General features: G+C 57.4%; 21 protein-coding genes. 12 read left to right on the top strand and 9 right to left on the bottom strand.

Annotated features, from left to right (window positions below):
- The coding region (locus VMJ32_02735) for a hypothetical protein (GenBank protein ID HTQ37913.1) at positions 1-195 on the bottom strand (195 nt) is incomplete at its 3' end.
- 111 nt (positions 196-306) lie between these two features.
- Between VMJ32_02735 and cobA the strand changes: the two genes are divergently transcribed.
- The 5 genes from cobA to VMJ32_02710 all read left to right on the top strand — a co-directional run bounded on the left by cobA (position 307) and on the right by VMJ32_02710 (position 5560).
- Entirely contained in the window at positions 307-1989 is a 1683-nt protein-coding gene (gene cobA, locus VMJ32_02730) for a uroporphyrinogen-III C-methyltransferase (GenBank protein ID HTQ37912.1), read from the top strand.
- A gap of 41 nt (positions 1990-2030) precedes the next feature.
- The gene (locus tag VMJ32_02725; protein HTQ37911.1) at positions 2031-2894 is read left to right on the top strand and encodes an efflux RND transporter periplasmic adaptor subunit; all 864 of its coding nucleotides are present in this window, start codon (positions 2031-2033) and stop codon (positions 2892-2894) included.
- A 120-nt stretch (positions 2895-3014) separates the two neighbouring features.
- A complete protein-coding gene (locus VMJ32_02720) occupies positions 3015-3359 on the top strand; it encodes a helix-turn-helix transcriptional regulator (protein ID HTQ37910.1) in 345 nt (114 codons plus the stop codon).
- 27 nt (positions 3360-3386) lie between these two features.
- The gene (locus VMJ32_02715) at positions 3387-4583 is read left to right on the top strand and encodes a Clp protease N-terminal domain-containing protein (GenBank protein HTQ37909.1); all 1197 of its coding nucleotides are present in this window, start codon (positions 3387-3389) and stop codon (positions 4581-4583) included.
- 176 nt (positions 4584-4759) lie between these two features.
- Entirely contained in the window at positions 4760-5560 is an 801-nt protein-coding gene (locus tag VMJ32_02710; GenBank protein HTQ37908.1) for a hypothetical protein, read from the top strand.
- 97 nt (positions 5561-5657) lie between these two features.
- Here the strand turns inward: VMJ32_02710 and VMJ32_02705 are convergent, their stop codons facing one another.
- Positions 5658-5846, bottom strand: a complete 189-nt coding sequence (locus VMJ32_02705; GenBank protein HTQ37907.1) for a hypothetical protein — start codon at positions 5844-5846, stop codon at positions 5658-5660.
- A 142-nt stretch (positions 5847-5988) separates the two neighbouring features.
- Between VMJ32_02705 and VMJ32_02700 the strand changes: the two genes are divergently transcribed.
- The 3 genes from VMJ32_02700 to VMJ32_02690 all read left to right on the top strand — a co-directional run bounded on the left by VMJ32_02700 (position 5989) and on the right by VMJ32_02690 (position 8420).
- A complete protein-coding gene (locus tag VMJ32_02700; protein HTQ37906.1) occupies positions 5989-7158 on the top strand; it encodes an aminotransferase class V-fold PLP-dependent enzyme in 1170 nt (389 codons plus the stop codon).
- Positions 7159-7266: 108 nt separating this feature from the next.
- Positions 7267-7773 carry a pantetheine-phosphate adenylyltransferase gene (gene coaD, locus VMJ32_02695; GenBank protein HTQ37905.1) on the top strand — a complete coding sequence of 169 codons (507 nt, stop codon included), beginning with the start codon at positions 7267-7269 and terminating at the stop codon, positions 7771-7773.
- Between the two features lie 86 nt (positions 7774-7859).
- Positions 7860-8420 (top strand): GNAT family N-acetyltransferase, encoded by a 561-nt coding sequence (locus tag VMJ32_02690; GenBank protein HTQ37904.1) that lies wholly within the window; start codon positions 7860-7862, stop codon positions 8418-8420.
- Positions 8421-8445: 25 nt separating this feature from the next.
- Here VMJ32_02690 and VMJ32_02685 read toward each other — a convergent pair whose 3' ends face one another.
- Both VMJ32_02685 and VMJ32_02680 read right to left on the bottom strand, forming a co-directional pair.
- Positions 8446-9525: a protein arginine kinase gene (locus VMJ32_02685; protein HTQ37903.1), complete on the bottom strand. Its 1080-nt coding sequence runs from the start codon at positions 9523-9525 to the stop codon at positions 8446-8448.
- A gap of 17 nt (positions 9526-9542) precedes the next feature.
- Positions 9543-10049, bottom strand: coding sequence for a UvrB/UvrC motif-containing protein (locus VMJ32_02680; GenBank protein HTQ37902.1), 507 nt, complete (start codon positions 10047-10049; stop codon positions 9543-9545).
- A 418-nt stretch (positions 10050-10467) separates the two neighbouring features.
- Here VMJ32_02680 and trpE point away from each other — a divergent pair, with 418 nt between their 5' ends.
- The 4 genes from trpE (at position 10468) to VMJ32_02660 (ending at position 17305) form a co-directional block, all read left to right on the top strand.
- On the top strand, positions 10468-12141 hold the full coding sequence (gene trpE / locus VMJ32_02675) for an anthranilate synthase component I (protein HTQ37901.1): 1674 nt from the start codon (positions 10468-10470) through the stop codon (positions 12139-12141).
- A gap of 105 nt (positions 12142-12246) precedes the next feature.
- Positions 12247-13416, top strand: a complete 1170-nt coding sequence (locus VMJ32_02670) for an SMP-30/gluconolactonase/LRE family protein (GenBank protein HTQ37900.1) — start codon at positions 12247-12249, stop codon at positions 13414-13416.
- 148 nt (positions 13417-13564) lie between these two features.
- Positions 13565-16105, top strand: coding sequence for a hypothetical protein (locus VMJ32_02665; protein ID HTQ37899.1), 2541 nt, complete (start codon positions 13565-13567; stop codon positions 16103-16105).
- Between the two features lie 270 nt (positions 16106-16375).
- Entirely contained in the window at positions 16376-17305 is a 930-nt protein-coding gene (locus VMJ32_02660; GenBank protein ID HTQ37898.1) for an ABC transporter ATP-binding protein, read from the top strand.
- 78 nt (positions 17306-17383) lie between these two features.
- On the opposite strand, the gene VMJ32_02655 is transcribed toward VMJ32_02660, so the two are convergent.
- From VMJ32_02655 to VMJ32_02635, 5 genes are all read right to left on the bottom strand, one after another.
- Positions 17384-17710, bottom strand: coding sequence for a type II toxin-antitoxin system RelE/ParE family toxin (locus tag VMJ32_02655; GenBank protein HTQ37897.1), 327 nt, complete (start codon positions 17708-17710; stop codon positions 17384-17386).
- A complete protein-coding gene (locus VMJ32_02650; GenBank protein ID HTQ37896.1) occupies positions 17688-17972 on the bottom strand; it encodes a type II toxin-antitoxin system Phd/YefM family antitoxin in 285 nt (94 codons plus the stop codon). Before VMJ32_02650 ends, VMJ32_02655 begins: the two co-directional genes overlap by 23 nt.
- A 60-nt stretch (positions 17973-18032) precedes the next feature.
- Positions 18033-18539 (bottom strand): GIY-YIG nuclease family protein, encoded by a 507-nt coding sequence (locus VMJ32_02645; protein HTQ37895.1) that lies wholly within the window; start codon positions 18537-18539, stop codon positions 18033-18035.
- A gap of 148 nt (positions 18540-18687) precedes the next feature.
- Positions 18688-19050: a clan AA aspartic protease gene (locus VMJ32_02640; GenBank protein HTQ37894.1), complete on the bottom strand. Its 363-nt coding sequence runs from the start codon at positions 19048-19050 to the stop codon at positions 18688-18690.
- A 94-nt stretch (positions 19051-19144) separates the two neighbouring features.
- Positions 19145-20993: hypothetical protein (locus VMJ32_02635; GenBank protein ID HTQ37893.1), on the bottom strand; the 1849-nt coding region annotated here is incomplete at its 5' end.

Genomic DNA, 20993 nt, shown 5'->3' with positions numbered 1-20993 from the left:
AAATTCCTGAGTGTAGAATGGGTTGCCGGGATCGCCCAAAACGCAAAGCGTCAGCAGATCGGCCGCGTAATCGTAGTTGTGAGTCAGCCGGTTTTGCTTACCCCGTTCGTATTGCTCCTGCAACCGTCGGCGAACGGCCGGCGAAAGAGGGTCTTGATTGCCGCCTGCTTCGGCCATGATTGGATTGGAAAGCATTAAAAACCGGCGTGTATGGGCCTGAAAAAATCTCCCATTCGCAACATCCTCACCCTTTGCCCATTCTAACATCCCTACATGGCAAAACAACGACAATTGAAGCCATACGCCATGTCCCTGCCGAAACCGAGCCACATGCCGGGAAAAGTTGCGCTTGTCGGCGCGGGACCGGGAGATGCTGGCTTAATTTCCTGGCGTGGCGTCGAGTGCCTGCGTCGGGCCGATGCCGTGTTGTACGACTATTTGGTGAATCCCGCGATTTTACGGCACGCATCGGCGGGGGCCTCATTAATTTGCTTGGGCAGGCATAAGAAGCCAGAAGGCAGAGGGCAGAAGGCAGAAGGAGAACAAAACGCAAAAGGCAGAAGGCAGAAAGCAGAAAAATGTAGTGAGATTCACGAGGGGAAGGAGGGAGCACGCATCTGGCAGCAAGCCGAAATCAATGAGGAATTGGTGAAGCTCGCCCGCCAAGGCCAGTATGTAGTGCGGCTGAAAGGAGGCGACCCGGCCGTATTCGGCCGCCTGCTGGAAGAAGTTTCCGCGCTGGAAGCCGCCGGCATCGCTTACGAAATTGTGCCGGGAATCACCGCCGCGCTGGCCGCCGGAAGTTACGCCGGCGTGTGGATTACGCAGCGCGATGTGGCTTCCGCTGTCGCACTAATCACCGGGCACGAAGGAGACAGCGAGCATGCCCCGCCGCTCGATTACGCGGCCCTGGCGGCGTTTCCCGGAACGTTGGTGTTTTACATGGGCGTGACCACGGCGCGCGAGTGGACCGCCGCCTTGATGAGCGCCGGCAAACCGCCCAACACGCCGGCTGCGATTGTGCGCCGCTGTTCCTGGCCCGACCAAAAAACTATACGCTGCACATTGGGCAGCATCGTCGAACAATTGGAAGCGGCCCGCATGCGCCCGCCAGTGATTGTCGTCGTGGGCGATGTCGTGAACTCCCTCTCCTCCCGGTACAGGGTCGGGTCTCCGCAGGCGCCTCGCCATGGCGAGGTGACGGTGCCGGAATCCTGGTTTACCGGACGACCACTGTTCGGCCAGCGGATATTGCTCACTCGGCCTGTTGATCGCACCGACGCACTGTGGCAACCACTGACAGAATTGGGGGCAGAGTGCCTCGTTCAACCGGCCATCGAAATTTCTGCTCCCGACGACTGGCAGCCTGTCGACGCAGCGTTGGCGCGGCTGAGCGATTTCGATTGGCTGGTGTTCTCCAGCGTGAATGGCGTGCAGTTTTTGCTCGATCGGCTGCTGGCCACCGGCCGTGATGTACGCCAACTGGCCGGAATGAAACTGGCTGCGATTGGACCGGGAACAGCGGAGGAATTGGCCAATTATCATTTGCGCGTCGATGGGCAGCCCGCTGAAGTATACCGGGCCGAAGCATTGGCCGAATTGCTCGCTCAAGACGCCCGAGGCAAAAAATTCTTGCTCGCCAGGGCCAGCCGCGGCCGCGAAGTACTGGCCGAAACGCTGCGTGCAGCCGGCGGGCTGGTGGAGCAAATCGTCGTTTACAAGAGCACTGACGTCGCCCAGGCCGATCCAGAAGTCGCCGCCGCGGTAAAAGCAGGCCGCATCGATTGGGTAACGGTGACCAGTTCGGCCATCGCCCGATCTGTGGCGCGAATGTTTGGCGAAGATTTGCGGCGCGCAAAAATCGTCAGCATCAGCCCTGTGACGACGGCCGCGCTACGGGAATTGGGTTTTCAACCCACTGCCGAAGCGAAGCAATACACGATGGACGGCGTGGTTGCTGCTATACTTGCGGCCGGCGGAACCAAGTAAAATTGATTTCCGCCATCGTCTTCCGCTTCCGGAGGCTTGTTATGAAATATCTCGGCGTTGCGCCCATGTTTTTGCTTGCCGCGGCCGTAGCTGGCAGTGCAGTTTGTGCGGCCAGCGGCGCGGCGCCCTCGACCATTCGCGCTTTGGGAACGGTCCAACCGAACACAGTTGTTGATATTTCCGCTCAAGTATCTGGAAGGATTGGAAAAATTCAAAATGTCGCTGTTGGGCAACGAGTGCAGAAGGGAAAGTTGCTGGCGGAAGTCGATTCTGGGACTTACGAAGCCGCTGTGACGATGGCTACCGCTCGCATACACAGCGCCGAGGCAGATTTGGGGCTGGCAAAAACAAACGCAAGCCGAGCCCAGCAGGAATTGCAACATTGGAACAAGCAAGCGGGCGATCAAGGTTCAGATTCTCTCGATGTTAAATCAGCGAAATCAAAACTGGAGGCTGCCCAAGCTCAAGTACAGAGTGATATGGCCACGTTAGAAAAATGCAAAACCGATCTAACTGTAGCCAAGGCAAACCTTGAGCTGTGTCGAATTACCTCACCCATCGACGGTGTCATCATCGATAGTCACATCAAACTCGGACAATCTGTGAAGCCGGGAGGCGATCCCCCCGCGCTGCTGACCATGATCGACGACTCGAAAGTGTCGATTTGGGCATCGGTCAACGAAGCCGATGTTGGGAATGTCAAAGTCGGTATGCCGGCGCAATTTTCCTTCGATGCCCTCCCGGGAAAGACCTTTTCCGGGCGGGTTTCGCAAATTCGGCTGAACGCCGCCGCCCTGCAAAACCAAGTTGTGTACACGGTGGTGATTCCCGTGGATCAGAAAGATCCGCAATGGCTTCCCTACATGACCGCCAACGTGGAAATCAATCCTGGCGAACAAAAGTAAGCGGCAAATGGTAGGCAGTATACAGTCAGGGAGCGAGCCGTCGCCATGCTCAGAGGCGAGACTAAAAAATCTCTTTTCACCGCCCTTGACGTTTATTTATAGACTGTCTATAAATAACGCATGGCAACCATTCACGGCGATAAATTGCGGGGGCATTTGGAGGCGATGATTTTATCGGCCCTGGAGCGCGGCGAAGCGCACGGGCTGGAAATTCTGCAGCGGCTGGAACAGGCCGGCTGCGGTTTACTGAAGCTCAAGGAGGGTTCGCTGTATCCGGCCCTGTATCGTTTGGAGGCTGCCAAACAGGTGGAAGCCGTATGGGAAGAAGAGCCGCATGGCCGCCGCGGGGCTCGCCGCCGAATTTACCGCCTGACCACCAAGGGAAAAAAATCGCTCAGCCAAGGCCGTGCCGAGTGGCAACAATTTGTCCAAGTGCTGAGCGGCATTTTGGGAGCGCCGGCGTAATCTGACCAACCGAAGCGAGAAAAATTTATGTTCCGCAAAGCAAAACCGTTTGGCCAATTCACCGAGCAAGCACAAGTGGCGCTGGAATTGGCGCGGCTGGAAGCGCAACAATTGCAGCACGAATACATTGGCACCGAGCACATTTTACTCAGCCTGGTGAGAGAACCGTCGGGACTGGCGGTGAGCGTCCTCAAGACATTTCAAGTCGATGCGGCGATGGTGCAGACCGAGATCGAAAAGCTCGTCCAGCGCGGACCCAAACTGGTCGCACTGCCGCAAATTCCTTACACACCCCGGGCCAAGCAAGCCCTGGCCTACGCCGTCGAAGAAGCGCAATTTTGGAATCAAAAATCAATCGGCCCGGAACATTTACTATTAGGTTTGCTGCGCGAAGGGGAAGGCGTGGCAGCGCTGGCACTTAAAAATTTGGGCCTGGTGTTCGACGTGGTAGTGCGGGAAGTCGTCAAAACCCGGCTGGCGCAAATGAAAACGGTAGAACGAGCGGTTCGTCCTGTCCGCACCACTACTGCCCACAAGCGGAAGGTGCGGGAAGAATTGCTCGTGCATTTGACGGCCATCTACGACGAAGAACTCGCCCGATCGAAAAATCCGACAACAGCCATGCACGAAGCCCAATTGCGATTTGGCGATCCGACGGAATTGGCTCACGAACTCGATGCGGCAGTGCCGCGGAATGAACGCATTGGCTTTCACTTCGAGCGCTGGCTCGGTTGGCGGGCGCCGGAATCGTCGGTTCATTACCTCGTGCGGCAGGCGCGGTCGACGTTATTCATCCTCGTAGGCATCGGTATGGTTCCGTTATTACTGGCTCTGATCTATCCGTCTGATCCGGCAAAACGACCGCTCATTCGCCACATTTACGCAGCAGCATTGATTTTTACTCCAGTTGCGCAATTCGCCCTTGGCTTTTTGTATTTCAAACTTCGTGATTCGTTGCTGGGTGCATTCGGCAAACCTAGGTCTCACCTTAAGGCAATGCTGTACGACGGCGCGATGATTCCGGCCGTCATGGCAATCGGCTTCGGATTCGTTATCGTTTCGACAGGCGATTACATTCAAGCGCTCTCGCTTCTAATACCGATCGGGACGGGCGGACTGGCCGTGTCATTGGGTTATCTGTTGTTAGCAATATTTCGGGGCCCGACCGAAATTCGCGATACTCTGTGGGCGGTTTTGGATCTGAATGAAGTCGCCGCCGGATAAGCAACGCTGCCGTTGCCGGCAAAGTCTATCTATCCTCCATAACCGGCACCGTCCGTGCCGGAGCGACCCGTTTTGATGCAGTCACCGGCCGCAACAGGCCGACGCTGGTGATAGCGAGGGTGCGCACCGCCGAGGCCAGCCATCGGCTTGCTGGCGTTTCAGGGAGGAATGTTTCGATGACGGACTTGCTGAATTCCGCCACTGCGTCGGCTCGGGCCTTTGTTTCGATTTCGATCGACGCCGATGCAATCTCGCCGAATTCGGACGGCTCACCGCAACAAAGCGACGCCGTTCAATCGGTCATTGCCGAACTGCTGTCGCGCTGCAGTCAGCAACAGATGCCGACGACTTGGGCGTTTCGCAATCCGTCCGCAACTGCAGCGCGCAGAATTACCGACAGCGGGCCAGGACACGAGTTGGCGCTGCTTTCCGAAGCCACACTCGCAAAAGCCGATCTTTCGCGGGGCGATGTAATGCAAGCGGTCGTGCGGCCGTTGCAAGCTGCCGCCGAGGCGGGCCAGTCGATCACGACGCTGGCGGTGCCTTATGCCTGGCAGCCGCAACACATCGATTTATTGACCAAATATGGCCTGACGGTCATCCGCACTCCGCACGTTTTTTCCAGCCATACGACGACAGGAATTCGAGCCGTCTGTTATGGTTTGTGGCAGGTGCCGGTTTCCGCGGTCTTGCACAACAGCCGGTGGATGGCCAATTTCGGTCAATGGCGATGCATGCGGCGGGCGATCGATCAAACGGTGCTGCAAGGCGGATGGTGCCACTTACGGATAGATGCAGCGTCCATCGCCCGGGGCGATGCCGCTTGTGGCCTGCGAACGGTGGGACGGCTGTTTCAGTATCTTTACCAACTGAGAACCGGCGGACAGATCGTGTTGGAAACATTGCGCGGCACGGCCACCCGTTTGGCGCCCAAACGCGCCGTGGCAGCCGCCCAATCGATTCTTCGCGCGGCGTGAAATACAAGAATTCAAAAGTCAGGAAGCGGCAGCCAATCTATCCGTCGCCCGTGCTTCCGCCTTCTGCCCTCCGCCTTCAGCTTCCCCGCTTGGCCATTCAGGCCTGTTCGCGGTATGCTGACCAGCTCAAATAGGCCAGAATGGCGCTGCCAATAATCATGCCGATATCCATGGTTCCGCTGGCGCTCATTCCTCCAAACGGAACCTTGATAGCCAAGTCGAGCGCAAATACCAATAGAATTAGGAAGGCAATCAGCATTCCTATAATGGATAAAGCTTTCGACATTACAAATTGTCCCCGAGCGGCAAAACGCGGTGGTCCTACTTTAGTCAACTTAACTAGTCTAGTTCAACGGGGTGTGGGGGGAGCCGAAAAGCGATTTTCCGGCCGAATATCAGCTTAATCGAGATCACTCGGGCCGCCCATTATGGCACTTTCCAACGATCGCCGCTGGCAGGAATTCCGCCGCCAAATGCCGATTGCGGGCCGCTGGGCCTACTTCGATCATGCCGCCGTCTCGCCGCTTCCCGGTCCCGCGCGCGACGCTGTAACCAATTGGCTGGCCGAAGCCACAGAGCAGGGGGGCACCGCTTGGCCAAACTGGGATCGGAGGTTGCAACAAGTCCGTGCCCAGGCGGCGCACCTGGTCGGGGCGGCGCCGGAGGAAATCGCTCTGGTACACAACACGACTGAAGGCATTAACCTTGTGGCCGAAGGTTTTCCCTGGCGAGAAGGCGATAATCTGGTGTTGCCTGCCGAGGAATTTCCCACGAACCAATATGCGTGGATGAATTTGGCCAGCCGGGGCGTGGAAAACCGCCGCATTCCCATGGAACACGGGCGGCTCGATTTGGGCAAGCTGGAAGCCGCCTGCGATAGCCGCACGCGCCTGGTGGCACTCAGTTGGGTTGGTTTTCTCAGTGGGTGGCGGGTCGACCTGGCGGCGGCCGCCGAAATGGCCCATCGCCGCGGAGCGCTGCTCTTTGTCGACGCCATTCAAGGCTTCGGCGCGTTTCCGCTCGACGTGCGGCAAACGGGCATCGATTTTTTCGCTGCCGGCGGGCAGAAATGGATGCTGGGGCCAGAAGGCGTCGGCCTGTTTTACCTCCGGCGCGAACACTTGCCATTGCTGCGGCCGCTGGGAGTGGGCGCCCACAGCGTGCAGCAAGGACACGATTACACCCGCATCGAGCTGCATCTGAAAGAGACGGCCGCGCGCTACGAAGGGGGCGGCGCCAATTCGGTCGGCTTTATCGCGCTGGGGGCCAGTCTCGATTTGCTGGCCGCCATCGGATTGGATGCCATGGGCCAGCGGATTCTCGAAATTACCGATTTATGTTGCCAGCGATTAGAGGATTTGGGTGCGGTCATCGCCAGCTCCCGCGAGGAGACCGCCCACAATTCCGGCATTGTCACGTTCGAGCTGCCCGGCTGCGATTCGCTGGCCATCCGGCGGCACAGTTATACGCGGAAGGTGGCACTGGCCAACCGTTCCGGCAAGCTCCGGATTAGCCCGCACGCTTATATCAACGACGAAGATATTGACCGCCTGATCGAAACGCTGCGCGAAGCCCAGCCGCTTTGCAGACGTGAATAAGTTCAGCGATAATAATGCTGTAAGCCCGTTGCGCTAAGCCGCAAGCGGATTTGCCCCGAACGCTGACACACTCACCACTCACCCCTAACCAATCACTCCGCACCCGCCATGCCCGAAAACAATTCCCGTGTCGCCGTTTACACCGGCTCATTCGATCCCATCACGCTGGGACACATCAACGTGATCGAGCGGGCCAGCCGGCTGGTCGACAAGCTGATCGTGGGCATCGGCATTAACATCGAAAAACAATCGCTGTTCACACCTGACGAGCGAATGGAGTTGGTCCGACGGGCCACGCAGCATTTGCCCAATGTGGAGGTGAAGCAGTTTGACGGGCTGGCGGTACACTTTGTGCGGCAGTGTGGCGCCCGTGTGATGCTCCGCGGCATGCGGTCGCTGACCGACATTGAAACGGAATTCACCATGACGCTGGCCAACCGCCAGTTAGATCCGGGAATCGAAACCGTGTTTCTGATGTCTGACGAACAGTTCACCCATGTTTCCAGTTCGCTGCTGAAGCAAATTACGCCGCTGGCCACCGACGACGAACTGGCCCGCTTTGTGCCGCGGGAAATTATTCCCGAGCTGCGGCGTCTGTGCCCGCCGGCGAAATGAAATCGCGCTGGAGGCGTAATTGCGGCGCGAACCTCAGCACGGAAGGCTTGCTCCTAAGCAAGACTTGATCTATTGGGAGTCGACAAATGACCGCAGCGGAGGAGGAGATTCGGATTGTATCGGCATCGCCAGAATACCTGGAAAGTTTTCGCGAATGCCTTGACAGTGTAGCGCGGGAACGAAGATGGCTCTCGATTGTCGAAGCCTTTCCCCTCGACGAGATACGAAAGTTTATCGCCAAAACGTCACAACAGGGGGGCTCGGCCTTTTTTGCGGTGTTGGGCCGGCGAGTGGTCGGTTGGGCCGACTGCCATTGGGAAGGGCACGAGACGACACGCCATCGTCGAGTATTGGGGATGGCGGTGCATGCCGATTATCGCGGACGGGGCTTGGGAATTCGGCTATTGCAAACGCTAATTGCCGACGCCAAAGTTAAGGGAGTTATGCGACTGGACCTGTCGGTATATGCCTCGAATTCAGCGGCAATGGGCTTGTACAAGAAGTTGGGGTTCGTTCAGGAGGGCCGGAAGAGGAAAAGCCTATACCTTGACGGGCGATTCGACGACTCGATCCAAATGGGACTGATCTTCCCCGAGAATCTCCCGGCCGATGTCGCGTCGAGATCAGACAAACCGCCAGGCACTTAGACACACAGACCACCAGACACCCGCTTTAATTCTTGCCGCCGTTTCCGTCTTCTTCACGGTTCAAATAGCGGCGCAGGAAACGGGCCCGTTCAATGTTGCGGTCGGCGGTGTTCAACTCGACGCCGCTGATTTTTTGCAAATGAGCCGGCTGCGTCCGAATGAACAACTCGTTCAGCTTGAGCATCGGCAAATCGGCAATCAGGCCCAGGTTGATGCCCATCCGCACTTTAGAAAGTAAGTGCATGGTCTCCTCGGAACTGATGGTCTGCGCCGTCCGCAAAATGCCGTAAGCCCGGCTCACCTGATCGTGCAGCGTTTGCTGGCTTTCCTTGATTAAAAAATCGCGGGCTTCGCGTTCGTAATGAATGAGGGCGGGCACGACGTCGGTGACTTGGTCGACCAGTTCTTTTTCCGACCGACCCAGCGTTTGCTGATTGGAGATTTGGTAAAAATCGCCCATCGCTTGCGAGCCTTCGCCATATAAACCGCGCACCGCCAGGCTGATTTTTTGCAAACTGCGAAAAACTTTGTCGATTTGCCGCGTGATGACCAGTGCCGGCAAATGCATCAGCACGCTCACCCGCACACCGGTGCCAACATTCGTCGGGCAGGCCGTCAGATACCCCAGCCGCGGATGGAATGCATAATTCACTTGCTCGGAAATCAAATCGTCGATCCGGTCGATTTGCTCCCACGCGCCTTGCACGTCCAGCCCGCTGTGCATGCACTGAATTCGCAAGTGATCTTCCTCGTTAATCATCAGGCTGATTTGTTCAACCGAATCGATCACGACGCCGCGGGCGCCTTTGGCCTCGGCATGTTCGCGGCTGATGAGTTGCCGCTCGACCAGGAACTGCCGATCCAGCCGGTCCAAATCGCTGACGTTCACGTAGAGCAGTTCGCCGGTTTTTTCACGGATTTTCAACACCCGGTCGCGGAGCAATTTTTCGATGTCGGCCCGATCCTGATCCGACGCCCGGCTGATGAACGGAAACTCCGCGAGGTTGCGGGCCAAACGAATGCGCGTGCTCATCACGATATCGGCCTGGGGGCCGCTCCCGCGGAGCCATTCGCCAGTCGTATTGGTCAGATCGTTCAGTTCCACGTGGTGTGCGAGTGTTTTTACTCTTGGCTCGCCTCGATTTTTTTAATTGCGTCGCGCAGCTCTTTGGCTTGCTCGTAATTTTCTTTTTCGATGGCTTCTTTCATTTCGCGGCGCATGCGGATCAGTTCCGTCCTCTGCTGAGTGCCCGTGGCGCCGTGTTTGGGTTTTTTGCCTTTGTGAACCGTCTCGCCGTGAATGTTGGCGATCAGCGGCTCCAATTCTTTTTCAAAGCAAACGTAATCGTGGGGGCAACCCAAGCGCCCTTGGTTGCGGAACTCGTAAAAGGTAATGCCGCAGACGGGGCAAGCACGCTGATCGAGCCGCGCCAGCTCTTCCGCGGTTTGACCCACAGCCAGTTGTTGGGCCAGCGCGCCGGCGATGGTAGGAGCGCTGCCCGGTTCACCTTCGCCCTGCGTAAGATATTGGCGCGCGTGCTCCTCGCACAGGTGCAATTCCGTGTGCTTGCCGCCTTCGAGTTCGGTAATGTGGAACGTCGCCGGACGTTCGCACTTTTGGCATTTCATGGGATGTGAACACGGAGCCGACTGAACCGAATTTTCTCGGAAATCGCAGGCCGAGATTCGCGGCTTAAGTCGGCTTGAGGTTATGGGTTGGGAAGATCTATTCCAGTGGAAATCTACGCAAAACGAAAAGTCCCGTTGGGATTCTAACAATGCCCTAGGGGGTGTCAAGGCGAACGCTTTGCCACGCCATTTACCCGCCGTCCACGGTTCGACAACCCAACACTATTATACGTGCCGCGCCAAGTTGAAGTTGCCGGACATACCGCCATGCTGTCATTTTATATGCCTTGACGCGCTCGCTTTGGGCGCGAACGGCGTGTGAACTTTGGTTGTCTGCATTTACGCCGCCTGTTATTCTGAGCCCGCAGGCGGAACTTATTACCACTCACGTACTCACCACTCACTCTTAGCGGCCGCCATGCACTATCCCGATTTCGAAACATTCTCGCGCCTCGCTGCCGGGGTGCATCTGGTGCCGGTCTATCGGCGGCTGATCGGCGATTCGCTCACGCCCGTGTCGGCGTTTCACAAGCTCGACGAGGGTAGCTCCGCTTGTTTGTTCGAAAGCGTGGTCGGCGGCGAAAAAGTGGGTCGCTACAGCTTCCTTACCGCCGAGCCATTTCAGGAAATTGAAGCCTGGGGCAACCGCGTGGTCGTGCGAACGACTTCCAAGCCGCCGGCTTTGCCGGCGAGCGCTGCCGCTCAATCCACAAATACCGAAGAATTCAATTCACCCGATCCTATCGAAGAACTCCGCAAACGGGTCGATGCCTTGCGAGCCGTGCGCTTGCCCGAACTGCCCCCCTTTGTCGGCGGCGCAATTGGCTATGCCGGTTACGACGTGGTCCGGTACACCGAGAAGTTGCCGAATGCCCCGCAGGACGATCGCCACTTGCCCGATCTTTCCTTCGCCTTCTACGACCGGATGGTCGTATTCGACAACATCACGAAAACCATCGTCGTGATTGCAATGGCCCGGGTCGATGCCGGCGATTTGCGTGCCGCTTACAACGATGCCTGCGGCCGGGTCGACAAGTTAGTGAATCGGCTGTCCACTGTTGCACCCTCTCCCTCTGGGAGAGGGCAGGGTGAGGGTGCAGGCGATCTACCGCCAGTCGACATCAGCCCGCTCGGCGATTCGAAAATCGCTTATAAATCGAACTTCACGCAGGCCGCGTTTCAACAGGCCGTGGAAAAATGCGTCCAGTACATTCGGGCCGGCGATATTTTCCAAGTGGTCATCAGCCAGCGTCTGGAACTGCCGATCAAATCGCAGCCGTTCGAAATCTACCGCACGCTCCGGGTCGTGAATCCCAGCCCGTTCATGTTTTATCTGCGTACGCCCAGTGTGACGCTCGTGGGCAGCTCGCCGGAAGTGATGGTCCGCGTGGTCGATGGCAAAGTCACGGTCCGTCCGCTGGCCGGCACACGCCGCCGAGGCCGCACCGAGGAGGAAGATCGCAAGCTGGCCGAGGAACTCATCGCCGATCCCAAGGAACGGGCCGAGCATGTGATGTTGGTCGATTTAGGCCGCAACGACGTGGGCCGCGTTGCCCGTTACGGCAGCGTGGAACTGACCGATGTGATGACCATCGAACGCTACAGCCACGTGATGCACATCACCAGCAACGTCACCGGCCGCCTGGCCGAAGGCAAAGATGCCTTCGATGCCCTGCGGGCTTGTCTGCCCGCCGGCACCGTTTCCGGCGCGCCCAAAGTGCGGGCCATGCAAATTATCGACGAGCTGGAACCGCACCGTCGCGGCCCCTACGCCGGCGCCGTCGGCTACGTCGATTACAGCGGCAACATGGATACCTGCATCGCCCTGCGCACGATCGTGATTCCAAACTCCCACGCCCCCGGGGAGAGGGCCGGGGTGAGGGTGCCGGCAAATTCTTCGTCCAAGCCGTCGGCTCCGCCGACGATTCCCGCCACCAAAACCGCCTATCTCCAAGCCGGCGCCGGCATCGTCGCCGACAGCCAGCCGGAAGCGGAGTGGAACGAAACCCTCAACAAAGCCCGCGGGTTGCTCAAAGCAATTGAAATTACCGAACAGCGCGCCCCACAAAGCCACGACCGTTGGTCGCGCTGAAGTGCTAAACCGCATGGCACTTTGCATGCACCTGCAGCCCCGGGTAAGATGTCGGGCGTTCGGCAACACGCTCTTATCCATCGCTCAAATTCTCGGGGAACCGCCATGATTACAGTCCGCACGGTTCGCGCTCGCCTTGTTTTAATTGCTCCTTTCGCGGTTTCTCTATTGGCGGCGATTGAACTCACGATTTGCGGCACAGTGGCATTGGCCGCAGACACGCCTGCGGAAATCAAAAGTTTTTCGGCGCCGTATCCGACGTTCGGCAAGTTGGAAAGCAAAGACCCGCGGTTCGATAAACTCGTTTCGCCAGACGCCAAGCTGGAAAAACTGGCCGAAGGATTTCAGTGGAGCGAAGGGCCGGTGTGGGTGAAAGACGGCGGCTTTCTCCTCTTCTCCGATATTCCCCGCAACATGCTCATGAAGTGGAAAGACGGCGAGGGCGTTTCGGTTTACATGCACCCGTCGGGCTACACCGGCATTACCGATTACGGCCACGAGCCGGGCTCCAACGCCAATACGCTCGATGCCGACGGCCGGCTGGTCCAGTGCGAACACGGCGACCGGCGGATTTCGGTCCTCACCAAAGACGGCGGCAAACGCACGCTGGCCGACAACTATCAGGGCAAGCGACTGAACAGCCCGAACGATTTGGTATTCAAATCGAACGGCGATTTATATTTCACCGATCCCATTTACGGCCTGCCGAAGCACGAAAACGATCCGCGCAAGGAAATGAATTTTTGCGGTTTGTTTCGGCTGCAAAAAGTAACTGAACAAAACCCACTGGCAACCCCAGCCGCCGGCGATGATTGGCGGATCACGCTTCTCATCAAAGATCTAACTCGACCCAACGGTCTGGCTTTTTCACCCGACGAGAAAAAGTTCTACGTCGCCAATAGCGATCCTGACCATGCGGTGTGGATGGTGTACGACGTTACAGACAAAAACGATTTTGCTGACGGGCCTGGGGCTTTGCTCAACGGCCATGTCTTCTTCGACGCCACGCCGTGGGCGAAAGCCGGCAAAAAAGGCTTGCCCGACGGCATGAAAGTCGACCGCGACGGCAACCTCTGGGCGGCCGGCCCCGGCGGTTTGAGCGTATTCGCCCCAGATGGCACGCACCTGGGCACCATCAATCCCGACACCGGCGATCCGGTTTCCAACTGCGCCTGGGGAGACGACGGCTCGACGCTCTACATGACCGTCAACAACAAACTGGCCCGCATCAAAACTAACGCCAAAGGGGCCGGGCAAATTAAGTTTTCTGAGTAAAGCCCCGCGGTTTGCGTGGTGTAGGATTTGCATGGCTTGACCACTGCCACGGGGCCGGCGAATGGATCGATTTCCGGCTGCGTTTTCTCGTCGCTTTGGCTGACCTCTTCTGCTTTCTTCCGCGTGCTGGCCAAGATAAACTCAAATTATGGAAGCAAACGCCCGCACCGTTCCATCCGCCGGCCACATCTTGGTTTGCAAACCGCTATTGTTCTGTCTGGCAGGCCTGTTGGCGCTGCCGGGTTGCCACGGCTGTTCTGCGGAGTCACAGAGTCCAACCGAGACGGGCAAAGATCGGATTGAAGCGGCACCCAAAGAAAAAGAAAAGCCCAAGCCCGATTTCGATGCCGTGAAGCTCACCATCATTCCGCAAAAAACGGGCGAGAACGATCTCCACCGCCGGCTGGTGAAGCCCGGCCATTGGACCGCCGCGGTCGAGGAAATGAAGGCGAACAACTTTGATTTCAACGGCACGCTGTATGCCGACGCTCGCACCGAAGCCGCCGGTCCACCCACCGAGTTGGAGCATGAGCCCATTCGCTTGGCGATTACCCGGCCCGCGGCGCTTCCTAAGGGGCAAGCCAAGTTTTTCGAAATGCTGTTCTTTGTGCCGGGCAATAGCACCAAATCGTGGCTGGCCACGGAACTTCGCAACCGGGGCGGCGCCGTTGCCGCCACACCAGGCCCGGAACCGCTGACACTGATGCACCCCGATCAATACAATCTCGTGGTGTTGGCGGAGCAGCCGCTTCGTTACCAGCAATTGGAGCGATTCGACAGCGTCCGCGCTCCGCATGCATCTAGCCAAAGCGATATCGACACCAGTCTGCACTATTACCAGGTGATCACGCCGCCGCTGGAAAAACCGTTGCCGCTCCCGTCAAACGTGCTGGCGTGGACCAGCATTGCCTATCTGATTTGGGATGATGTCGATCCGAGCTTGCTTTCGCCGGAACAGCAACAAGCTCTGGTCGATTGGCTCCACTGGGGCGGCCAATTAATTATCAGCGGCCCGAAAAGCCTGGATCAACTGCGCGAAAAAGCGTTTCTTGGCTCCTACTTGCCCGCGCTGCCGGGCGAACCGCTTTCGATCACCGCCGACATGCTCAAGCCGCTGAACAAGGCGTGGACTTTGCCCGTCAGAAACGAGCCGGGCCAGCCGCTGGAGCCGGCCGCTGCGTGGAGTGGGGTCCATTTGCTGCCGCAATCGGACGCAAAAGTGCTAGTGAGTTCGGGCGGTGATCAAAACATGCCGTTAGTGGTGGAGCGGCAAGTGGGGCGCGGACGGATAGTGGTGACGGCGTTTCAACTCACGCAGCGCGATTTGTGGAATTGGCCCAGCTTCGACGGTTTTCTGAACGGCTGCCTGCTGCGCCGGCCGCCACGGGTGTTTTCTCGCCCTGCGGAGTTCGAGCCCGTGAGCGTGGACTGGGCCGACCAACCGGGGCGGTACCACGATCCGCTGTTGGTCACCGGGCTGCGATTCTTCAGTCGCGATTGGAATGGCGAAACCGGGTTCGCCGCGCCGCCGGCGACCTTGGGCGGCCCGGGAGCGGCCGGCTGGAACGACGACAGCGCGCCGGCCAATGCCGCCCGCGATTCGCTGCGCCAAGCCGCGGGAATTGTCATCCCCAAGGCGGATTTCGTGCTTCGCGTGCTGGCTTTGTATTTGCTGGTTTTGGTGCCGCTCAACTGGCTGCTGTTCCGCAGCCTGGGTCACGTGGAATGGGCCTGGGTGGCCACGCCGCTCATCGCGGTCGGCGGCATGGCCACGGTGGTGAAAATGGCCCAATTAGATATTGGCTTTGCCCGCTCGCAAACCGAGCTGGCAGTGTTGGAGCTTCACGCCGGTTATCCGCGCGGTCATTTGACGCGTTACACGGCCATGTACACGTCGCTATCGACCACGTACGGCGCCAGCTCAGATAATCCATCGACGCTGATGCTGCCGTTCCCGTCCGATCCCGACTTTGAGCCGCGGCCTGGCCAGGCGATCGACTCCGTCACGTTTCAAAGCGAGCCCAGCGTCCAACTTGCCGATTACGGCATCTCGTCTAACTCCACCTCGCTGTTGCACACCGAGCAAATGATCAACACGGGCGGGCCGATCATCTATGAGGCGGTCCAGGACGCTACCCAACCGACCGGTGCTGAATCGAAGCCCGAAGCTGTAGCCGATCGCACTGCTGCGACGGTGACCAATCAATCGAACTTCATTTTGCAGCGCGCCGCCGGGCTCCGCCGCACAGTGGGCGACGTGTTTGAAATGGCTTGGATCGGCGATTTGCCGCCGGGCCGCAAAGCGAAACTGGCGTTTGAACGCATCGACGACGAAACGCGGTTTCCCAATGATTGGTCGTACGATCTTTCGACGGGCGAAGCTGGCGCCCCCAAACTCAGTTTGCAGCCCCTGGCCGATTTGGTCCGCGGCTCCAAAACCTTGCAACAAGGAGAAACGCGGCTGGTGGCGCTCATCGATGGGCCGCTGCCGGGATTGCAAATTGACCCGGTCGCCTCCCAAGCCACTCGGGGCGGCACGCTGGTGGTGGTAAACTTGCAATATCCGGCGCTTTCGGCCAATCCGCCGCAACCCGACCGCAACACGCACCGCGACATCGCCACACCTCAAGAAGAGCGCGAGAACGAAAGCGAACCGCCGCCGGACGACAAACCCGATACCGATTCCTGACGATTTAATAACCGCAGAGACGCGGAGACGCAGAGAGGAGAAGAAGCGAATTAGGAAATGCAGAGAAAACAGAAATTTGAATAAGGAATCCAAGAATGCAGGAAAAATAAAAAGGACCAATGGAATCAATGCAAAATTTTGCTTGCTTTGTGCCATTGCTAAAACTCATCATTCCTGGTTTCCTGGCTTCCTTATAAAATGTCTTCGTTGCTGCTCCGCGTCTCCGCGCCTCTGCGGTTTATTTGAATTGCGAACTTATCGATCCACCCCATGATTGAGCTTATCAACTTCACCAAGCGCTACGGCGATTTTACTGCTGTTGAGTGTCTGAACCTGCGCATTGGGGCGGGCGAGTTGTTCGGGTTCATCGGTCCCAACGGCGCCGGCAAAAGCACCACCATCCGCTTCCTGGCCACGCTGCTGAAAGCGACCCACGGCGACGGAGTGGTGGCCGGCCACAGTGTGACGCGCGATCCGCTGGCAGTCCGCCGCGTGGTCGGTTACATGCCCGATAACTTCGGCGTGTACGACGGGATGAAAGTTTGGGAGTTCCTGGATTTTTTCGCCGTGGCCTACCAAATTCCGCGCAGCAAGCGAAAGCAAGTCATCGGCGACGTTCTGGAACTCCTCGATCTGACTGGCAAGCGCGACGATTTCGTCAACGGCCTGTCGCGCGGCATGAAGCAGCGGCTGTGCCTGGCCAAAACCCTGGTGCACGATCCACCCGTGCTGATTCTGGATGAACCTTCCAGCGGGCTCGATCCGCGCGCTCGCCTGGAATTCAAAGCGCTGCTGAAAGAGCTGCAGCGGATGGGCAAAACCATCCTCATTTCCAGCCATATCCTCAGCGAGCTCGCCGATTGCTGCACGAATATCGGCATTATCGAACGCGGCCAACTGCTGCTGAACGGGCCCATCGATGAAGTCTACCGCCGCATCCACCGCAACCGGCTGATCGAAATCAAATTTCTTGATGGCGGCCTGGAAGCGGGCCTTTCCATCATTCGCAGCCTGCCCGAAACCCGCGGCGTGCAAATCGACGATCATCGCGTGACCGTGGAACTGGAAGCCGACGATGCCCGCGTCGCCAACCTGCTGGAAGAACTTACGCGCCAAGGCGTCAGCATCCGCAGCTTCAACGACAAAGACCCCACGCTGGAAGACGTGTTTATGCTGGTGACCAAGGGACTAGTGACGTAATCCATAAAGCCGCGACCGTTGGTCGCGCTTCGGATGGCATCGCCATTTAGCCGCTACTCGAAGAGGAGAGTATCTGCTTCAAGTGTTTTCCGAACCAAACAAAAAAGATGGATCGAGCAATCGCGCTCCGTGTATCACACGAACGACAATCACCCGTTCCTTCTCCACCCGATAAATCGTCCGATAGGGTCCCAAAAGCATGTGTCGGTATTCGATGCCGATTTCTTGCGCTTCCGGAATGACTTCGTGCCGCAGCGGCATGGTTTTCAGACTGCGAATTTGTTTCGCAATTCGCAGCAACCACCGCTGCGCTGCCACTGGTTTATCAAGAGCGATGTAGTCCCGGATTTCATACAGATCGCGCTCTGCTGTGACCGTAATTTCAACGCGATGTTTTTTTGGCACGGCCAAGTTCTTTCAGCACTTGATCAGCAGGGCGTAATCGTCCGGCCCGCACGTCTTGTTCTCCTGCCTCTAGCAGATTCGCTAGATTAGCCGCTTGGATCCGTTGTTGGTAAGTAGCGGCATCGACGACCACCACTCCCGGTTTGCCCTGCATGGTAATGGTCACAGGCTGCTTGGTTTTTCGCACCTGTTTCACAATCTCCATAGGCTGCCGCTGAAATTCGGCCACTGTCTTTACATTTTTCGATCGCGCTGTCGACATCGAGCAACCCTTGCTTGAAATCAGCGGCAATAAAGTTTCTTGTTTACAGGCAGAAGATCATTATCGCAACGCTTTTTCGATTTTACGGATTTCGGCAGTTTCTTCACGCAGAATAATGCGCAACATACGATTTATGTCGGCGTCTCTGGGCAACTTACCTTTAACTCGATTGCCGGGCGTGGAGATTAAATTTGTCAGTAGTGTTTCCACATCTTTGAGATAGTTAACTCGCTTTATCCGGAAGATAACGAAACTGTCCCACTTTTGAGCGTGGCGATCTTTCAAATGCCAACGAATACGTCCCAAGAGATTCTTGGTAAGGCCCACATAGTAAAGTTTTTTGCCGCGATACAGTGCATAGATTCCCGCATATCCCCTCATGATGCTCTTCAATCCAACTTGAAATAGCGGATTTTCAAGTATTTCATGCGGCAGGCGTTTAGTCATACCCTTAATGAGCGCGCCTTTACCAAATCCGTTTTTGCTATGTCGCTTCGGCTTGATGCGGCTAACACGGTCTAATTTTGGATCCACAACCCGCTGACCGTTTCGACTCGAAGATTTCATCGCAAAGCATTCCCGTACAATGCAACTCTGAATTAGCGAAAATCATTCGCACAAGCGTATGCTGATCTCAGCCATAGCATAATTGCTCGCTATCGCCAAGTAAACCGCGCTGGAAGCAGGACACGTCGAATCAGAGTGTTATACATACTCACTTCAGCCGCACGGCGGGCAAACGTTTGAGGCGCTGATTTTTTGGGTCGATTTCGATGCCGACCGACTCCAGCGCGGTAACGCCTAGAATGGGCTCAATATTGTCTTTGCCAAAGATGATTGTCGCCCCGACCATGTCGCCCATGAATTCGACGCGGCCGACACCGATGTCCAAGACAACTTCGGAACCGTCGCCGAGTTCGTAGGTTCGCTTGCCGCTCGGCAGAATGCCGATTTCCCGTAAACGATTCGCCGGCACAACGCAATCGGTAGCGCTGGTATCGACAAGAAACAGGCCTTCCCAGCGGCGTTCTGGTTCCGCAGGATTGCAAACGGCGACGGTAACGTGGATAGCTCCCATGGCTGAAGTATACCACAGGAGCCCGCGTTCGGTACGGCGCAAACTCGGCGGCTTGCGCCGGTTTTTAGTTATTCGTGTGCACCGCTAGCTTTCTTTAGCCGCCGCTGGGCAATCGTACCTCGGTGACCGATTCCTTAAGGAACGTGTTTGGCATCGGGCCGGGGCGGGTCACGCTTAAGCTGTTGCCAAAAAAGTCGAACTTCCGGACCACTTTGGCGATGCTGGGAATCAGGGCGATGGTGTCTTGCATGGGTTTTAATTCTTCGGGCTTGGCGTTGGCGGCGGCCATGCCCACGAACATGGGCGCCATAGCGCCGATTTTGTCGATGATGTCGGCGGCCCTTTTAACTCCCGCGCCAATGTCGCGAAATTCGATTGCGCTAATGGGCCCCTGCAAATTGATGTTGAGTTTTTCGAAACGCGGGGCGCCCTGGACCGATTCAGCCTTGCCGGCCCGCACCGCCAAGACTTTTTCCACGGCCTCGTGATCGCAGCCGACAATCATCCAGCCGTCCTGAAACCCGATGACGGGCTGTACGCCGATCATTTGGAACACCGCCGCGTGGATAGATTGAAATCCTTTTAAATCCGCGCAATCTTCGAGCTTCAACTGCTGCATTTGCACGGCCGGAATCGTGTTCAAGCCGTCGACGGCGCGGGTTAGCAACTCGCGTATTTTGTCGGGATTCTCGCACTTGGAGGCCCAAACAGACCCGTGCTTGACTGCGCCATCGGCCCCTTTAATCGGCACGGTAACGCAAACCGACTCGCCGGAAAACGACTGGAGAATGTCGCGATCAAAATCGACGCCGATTTTTTCCTGGAAGGCGGCAAACTTGTCCAGCGGCTCCGCCGAGCCGGGAAATTCTTCGCGCACCATGCTGATGATGCCTGTGTACAGTTCGTGCAAATTGATGCCGGCGTGGGCGGAGAATGCAGTGGCGTCGGCGGGGATCCAGCTTTGCCAGTTCTCCAGCGGCTGGCTATTGCCAAGCACGCGGCCCAAGAGCGTGGATTTGTAGTTGTCGGTCATTTTAACCAGCTCGGCCTTGCGATGTTGTCCGGGCTGGGTGTAGCCGACGGTGACGGTGTAATCGACGACGTCGGTGGCGTCGATGATGCGGTCGAAGAAGTGGGCCGCATGCTGCCCCTTGTCGTCGTTTCCGCCCTGCATGCGCAAAAAAGAGCCGATGTCGCGGAGCCGCTCGAACAGCCGTTGGCCGTCGAAGAATACCAGTGCGTCATCGGGTTTGGGCAAGTGTGTCAGCGCTTCCTGCAGGCGGGGGTCGTCAAACTTGGATTTGGCATCCGGGTCCTGCAATTGCTCTATACTGCGGCGCAGCAAGTCCGTATCCGTGCTGGTGAGTACGATATCGCCGACGCGGGCGATGGCGGGCTGGTACGGAGATTGTTTGGGCAACTTCAAGGTGGTGAGCGTGGCGTCTTTGACCTGGGCGGATTCGACCGTTATTTTGCCATCGCTCCAACGGCCCATTAACTGGAATGTTTGAACGATTCCGCGCTCGCAGTCGGCGGCGTCCGTGGAAGTCAAGCGGACTGCCATGGTGACTTGATTGAAGGGGGCTTGCATGGTTTCTGAGAAGACAACTTCTTGCGCGTTGCACAGCCCCTGGAAGTTAATGGGGGCCAGGGCGTTTCCCAGTTCGTCCAGCTTGGCCTTGGCGGTCGCCAGTTTATCGGCCGGCATGTGGCTGGTGATAAGGCTCAAAATGCGCGGGCCAATTTGTTCGTCCTGAATCGTTTTCCAAGCATCCTCGTAGTAGGCGCGCTCGTAATCGCGCTGCGGATTATGCCGGGCGTAAACGGCTAAATAGGCGTCCGGCAAAGCCACGTGCTTAATGTCGACGGAAGGGGCATCGGCGGCCCGAGACACAGGAGCGGAAAATGCGACCAGAGAGACAGCAACGGCCACGGCAAGTAGT

The organism is Pirellulales bacterium (assembly GCA_035499655.1).
Classification (GTDB): Bacteria; Planctomycetota; Planctomycetia; order Pirellulales; family JADZDJ01; genus DATJYL01.
This window is presented reverse-complemented; position numbering and strand designations above follow the sequence as displayed.

Coding starts and splice junctions, on each gene's coding strand:
- VMJ32_02670 (HTQ37900.1), top strand. CDS start 12,247: ATGATTACAGTCCGCACGGTTCGCGCTCGCCTTGTTTTAATTGCTCCT.
- VMJ32_02700 (HTQ37906.1), top strand. CDS start 5,989: ATGGCACTTTCCAACGATCGCCGCTGGCAGGAATTCCGCCGCCAAATG.
- coaD (HTQ37905.1), top strand. CDS start 7,267: ATGCCCGAAAACAATTCCCGTGTCGCCGTTTACACCGGCTCATTCGAT.
- VMJ32_02705 (HTQ37907.1), bottom strand. CDS start 5,846: ATGTCGAAAGCTTTATCCATTATAGGAATGCTGATTGCCTTCCTAATT.
- VMJ32_02680 (HTQ37902.1), bottom strand. CDS start 10,049: ATGAAATGCCAAAAGTGCGAACGTCCGGCGACGTTCCACATTACCGAA.
- VMJ32_02650 (HTQ37896.1), bottom strand. CDS start 17,972: ATGTCGACAGCGCGATCGAAAAATGTAAAGACAGTGGCCGAATTTCAG.
- VMJ32_02720 (HTQ37910.1), top strand. CDS start 3,015: ATGGCAACCATTCACGGCGATAAATTGCGGGGGCATTTGGAGGCGATG.
- trpE (HTQ37901.1), top strand. CDS start 10,468: ATGCACTATCCCGATTTCGAAACATTCTCGCGCCTCGCTGCCGGGGTG.
- VMJ32_02645 (HTQ37895.1), bottom strand. CDS start 18,539: ATGAAATCTTCGAGTCGAAACGGTCAGCGGGTTGTGGATCCAAAATTA.
- VMJ32_02640 (HTQ37894.1), bottom strand. CDS start 19,050: ATGGGAGCTATCCACGTTACCGTCGCCGTTTGCAATCCTGCGGAACCA.
- cobA (HTQ37912.1), top strand. CDS start 307: ATGTCCCTGCCGAAACCGAGCCACATGCCGGGAAAAGTTGCGCTTGTC.
- VMJ32_02715 (HTQ37909.1), top strand. CDS start 3,387: ATGTTCCGCAAAGCAAAACCGTTTGGCCAATTCACCGAGCAAGCACAA.
- VMJ32_02660 (HTQ37898.1), top strand. CDS start 16,376: ATGATTGAGCTTATCAACTTCACCAAGCGCTACGGCGATTTTACTGCT.
- VMJ32_02665 (HTQ37899.1), top strand. CDS start 13,565: ATGGAAGCAAACGCCCGCACCGTTCCATCCGCCGGCCACATCTTGGTT.
- VMJ32_02725 (HTQ37911.1), top strand. CDS start 2,031: ATGAAATATCTCGGCGTTGCGCCCATGTTTTTGCTTGCCGCGGCCGTA.
- VMJ32_02710 (HTQ37908.1), top strand. CDS start 4,760: ATGACGGACTTGCTGAATTCCGCCACTGCGTCGGCTCGGGCCTTTGTT.
- VMJ32_02690 (HTQ37904.1), top strand. CDS start 7,860: ATGACCGCAGCGGAGGAGGAGATTCGGATTGTATCGGCATCGCCAGAA.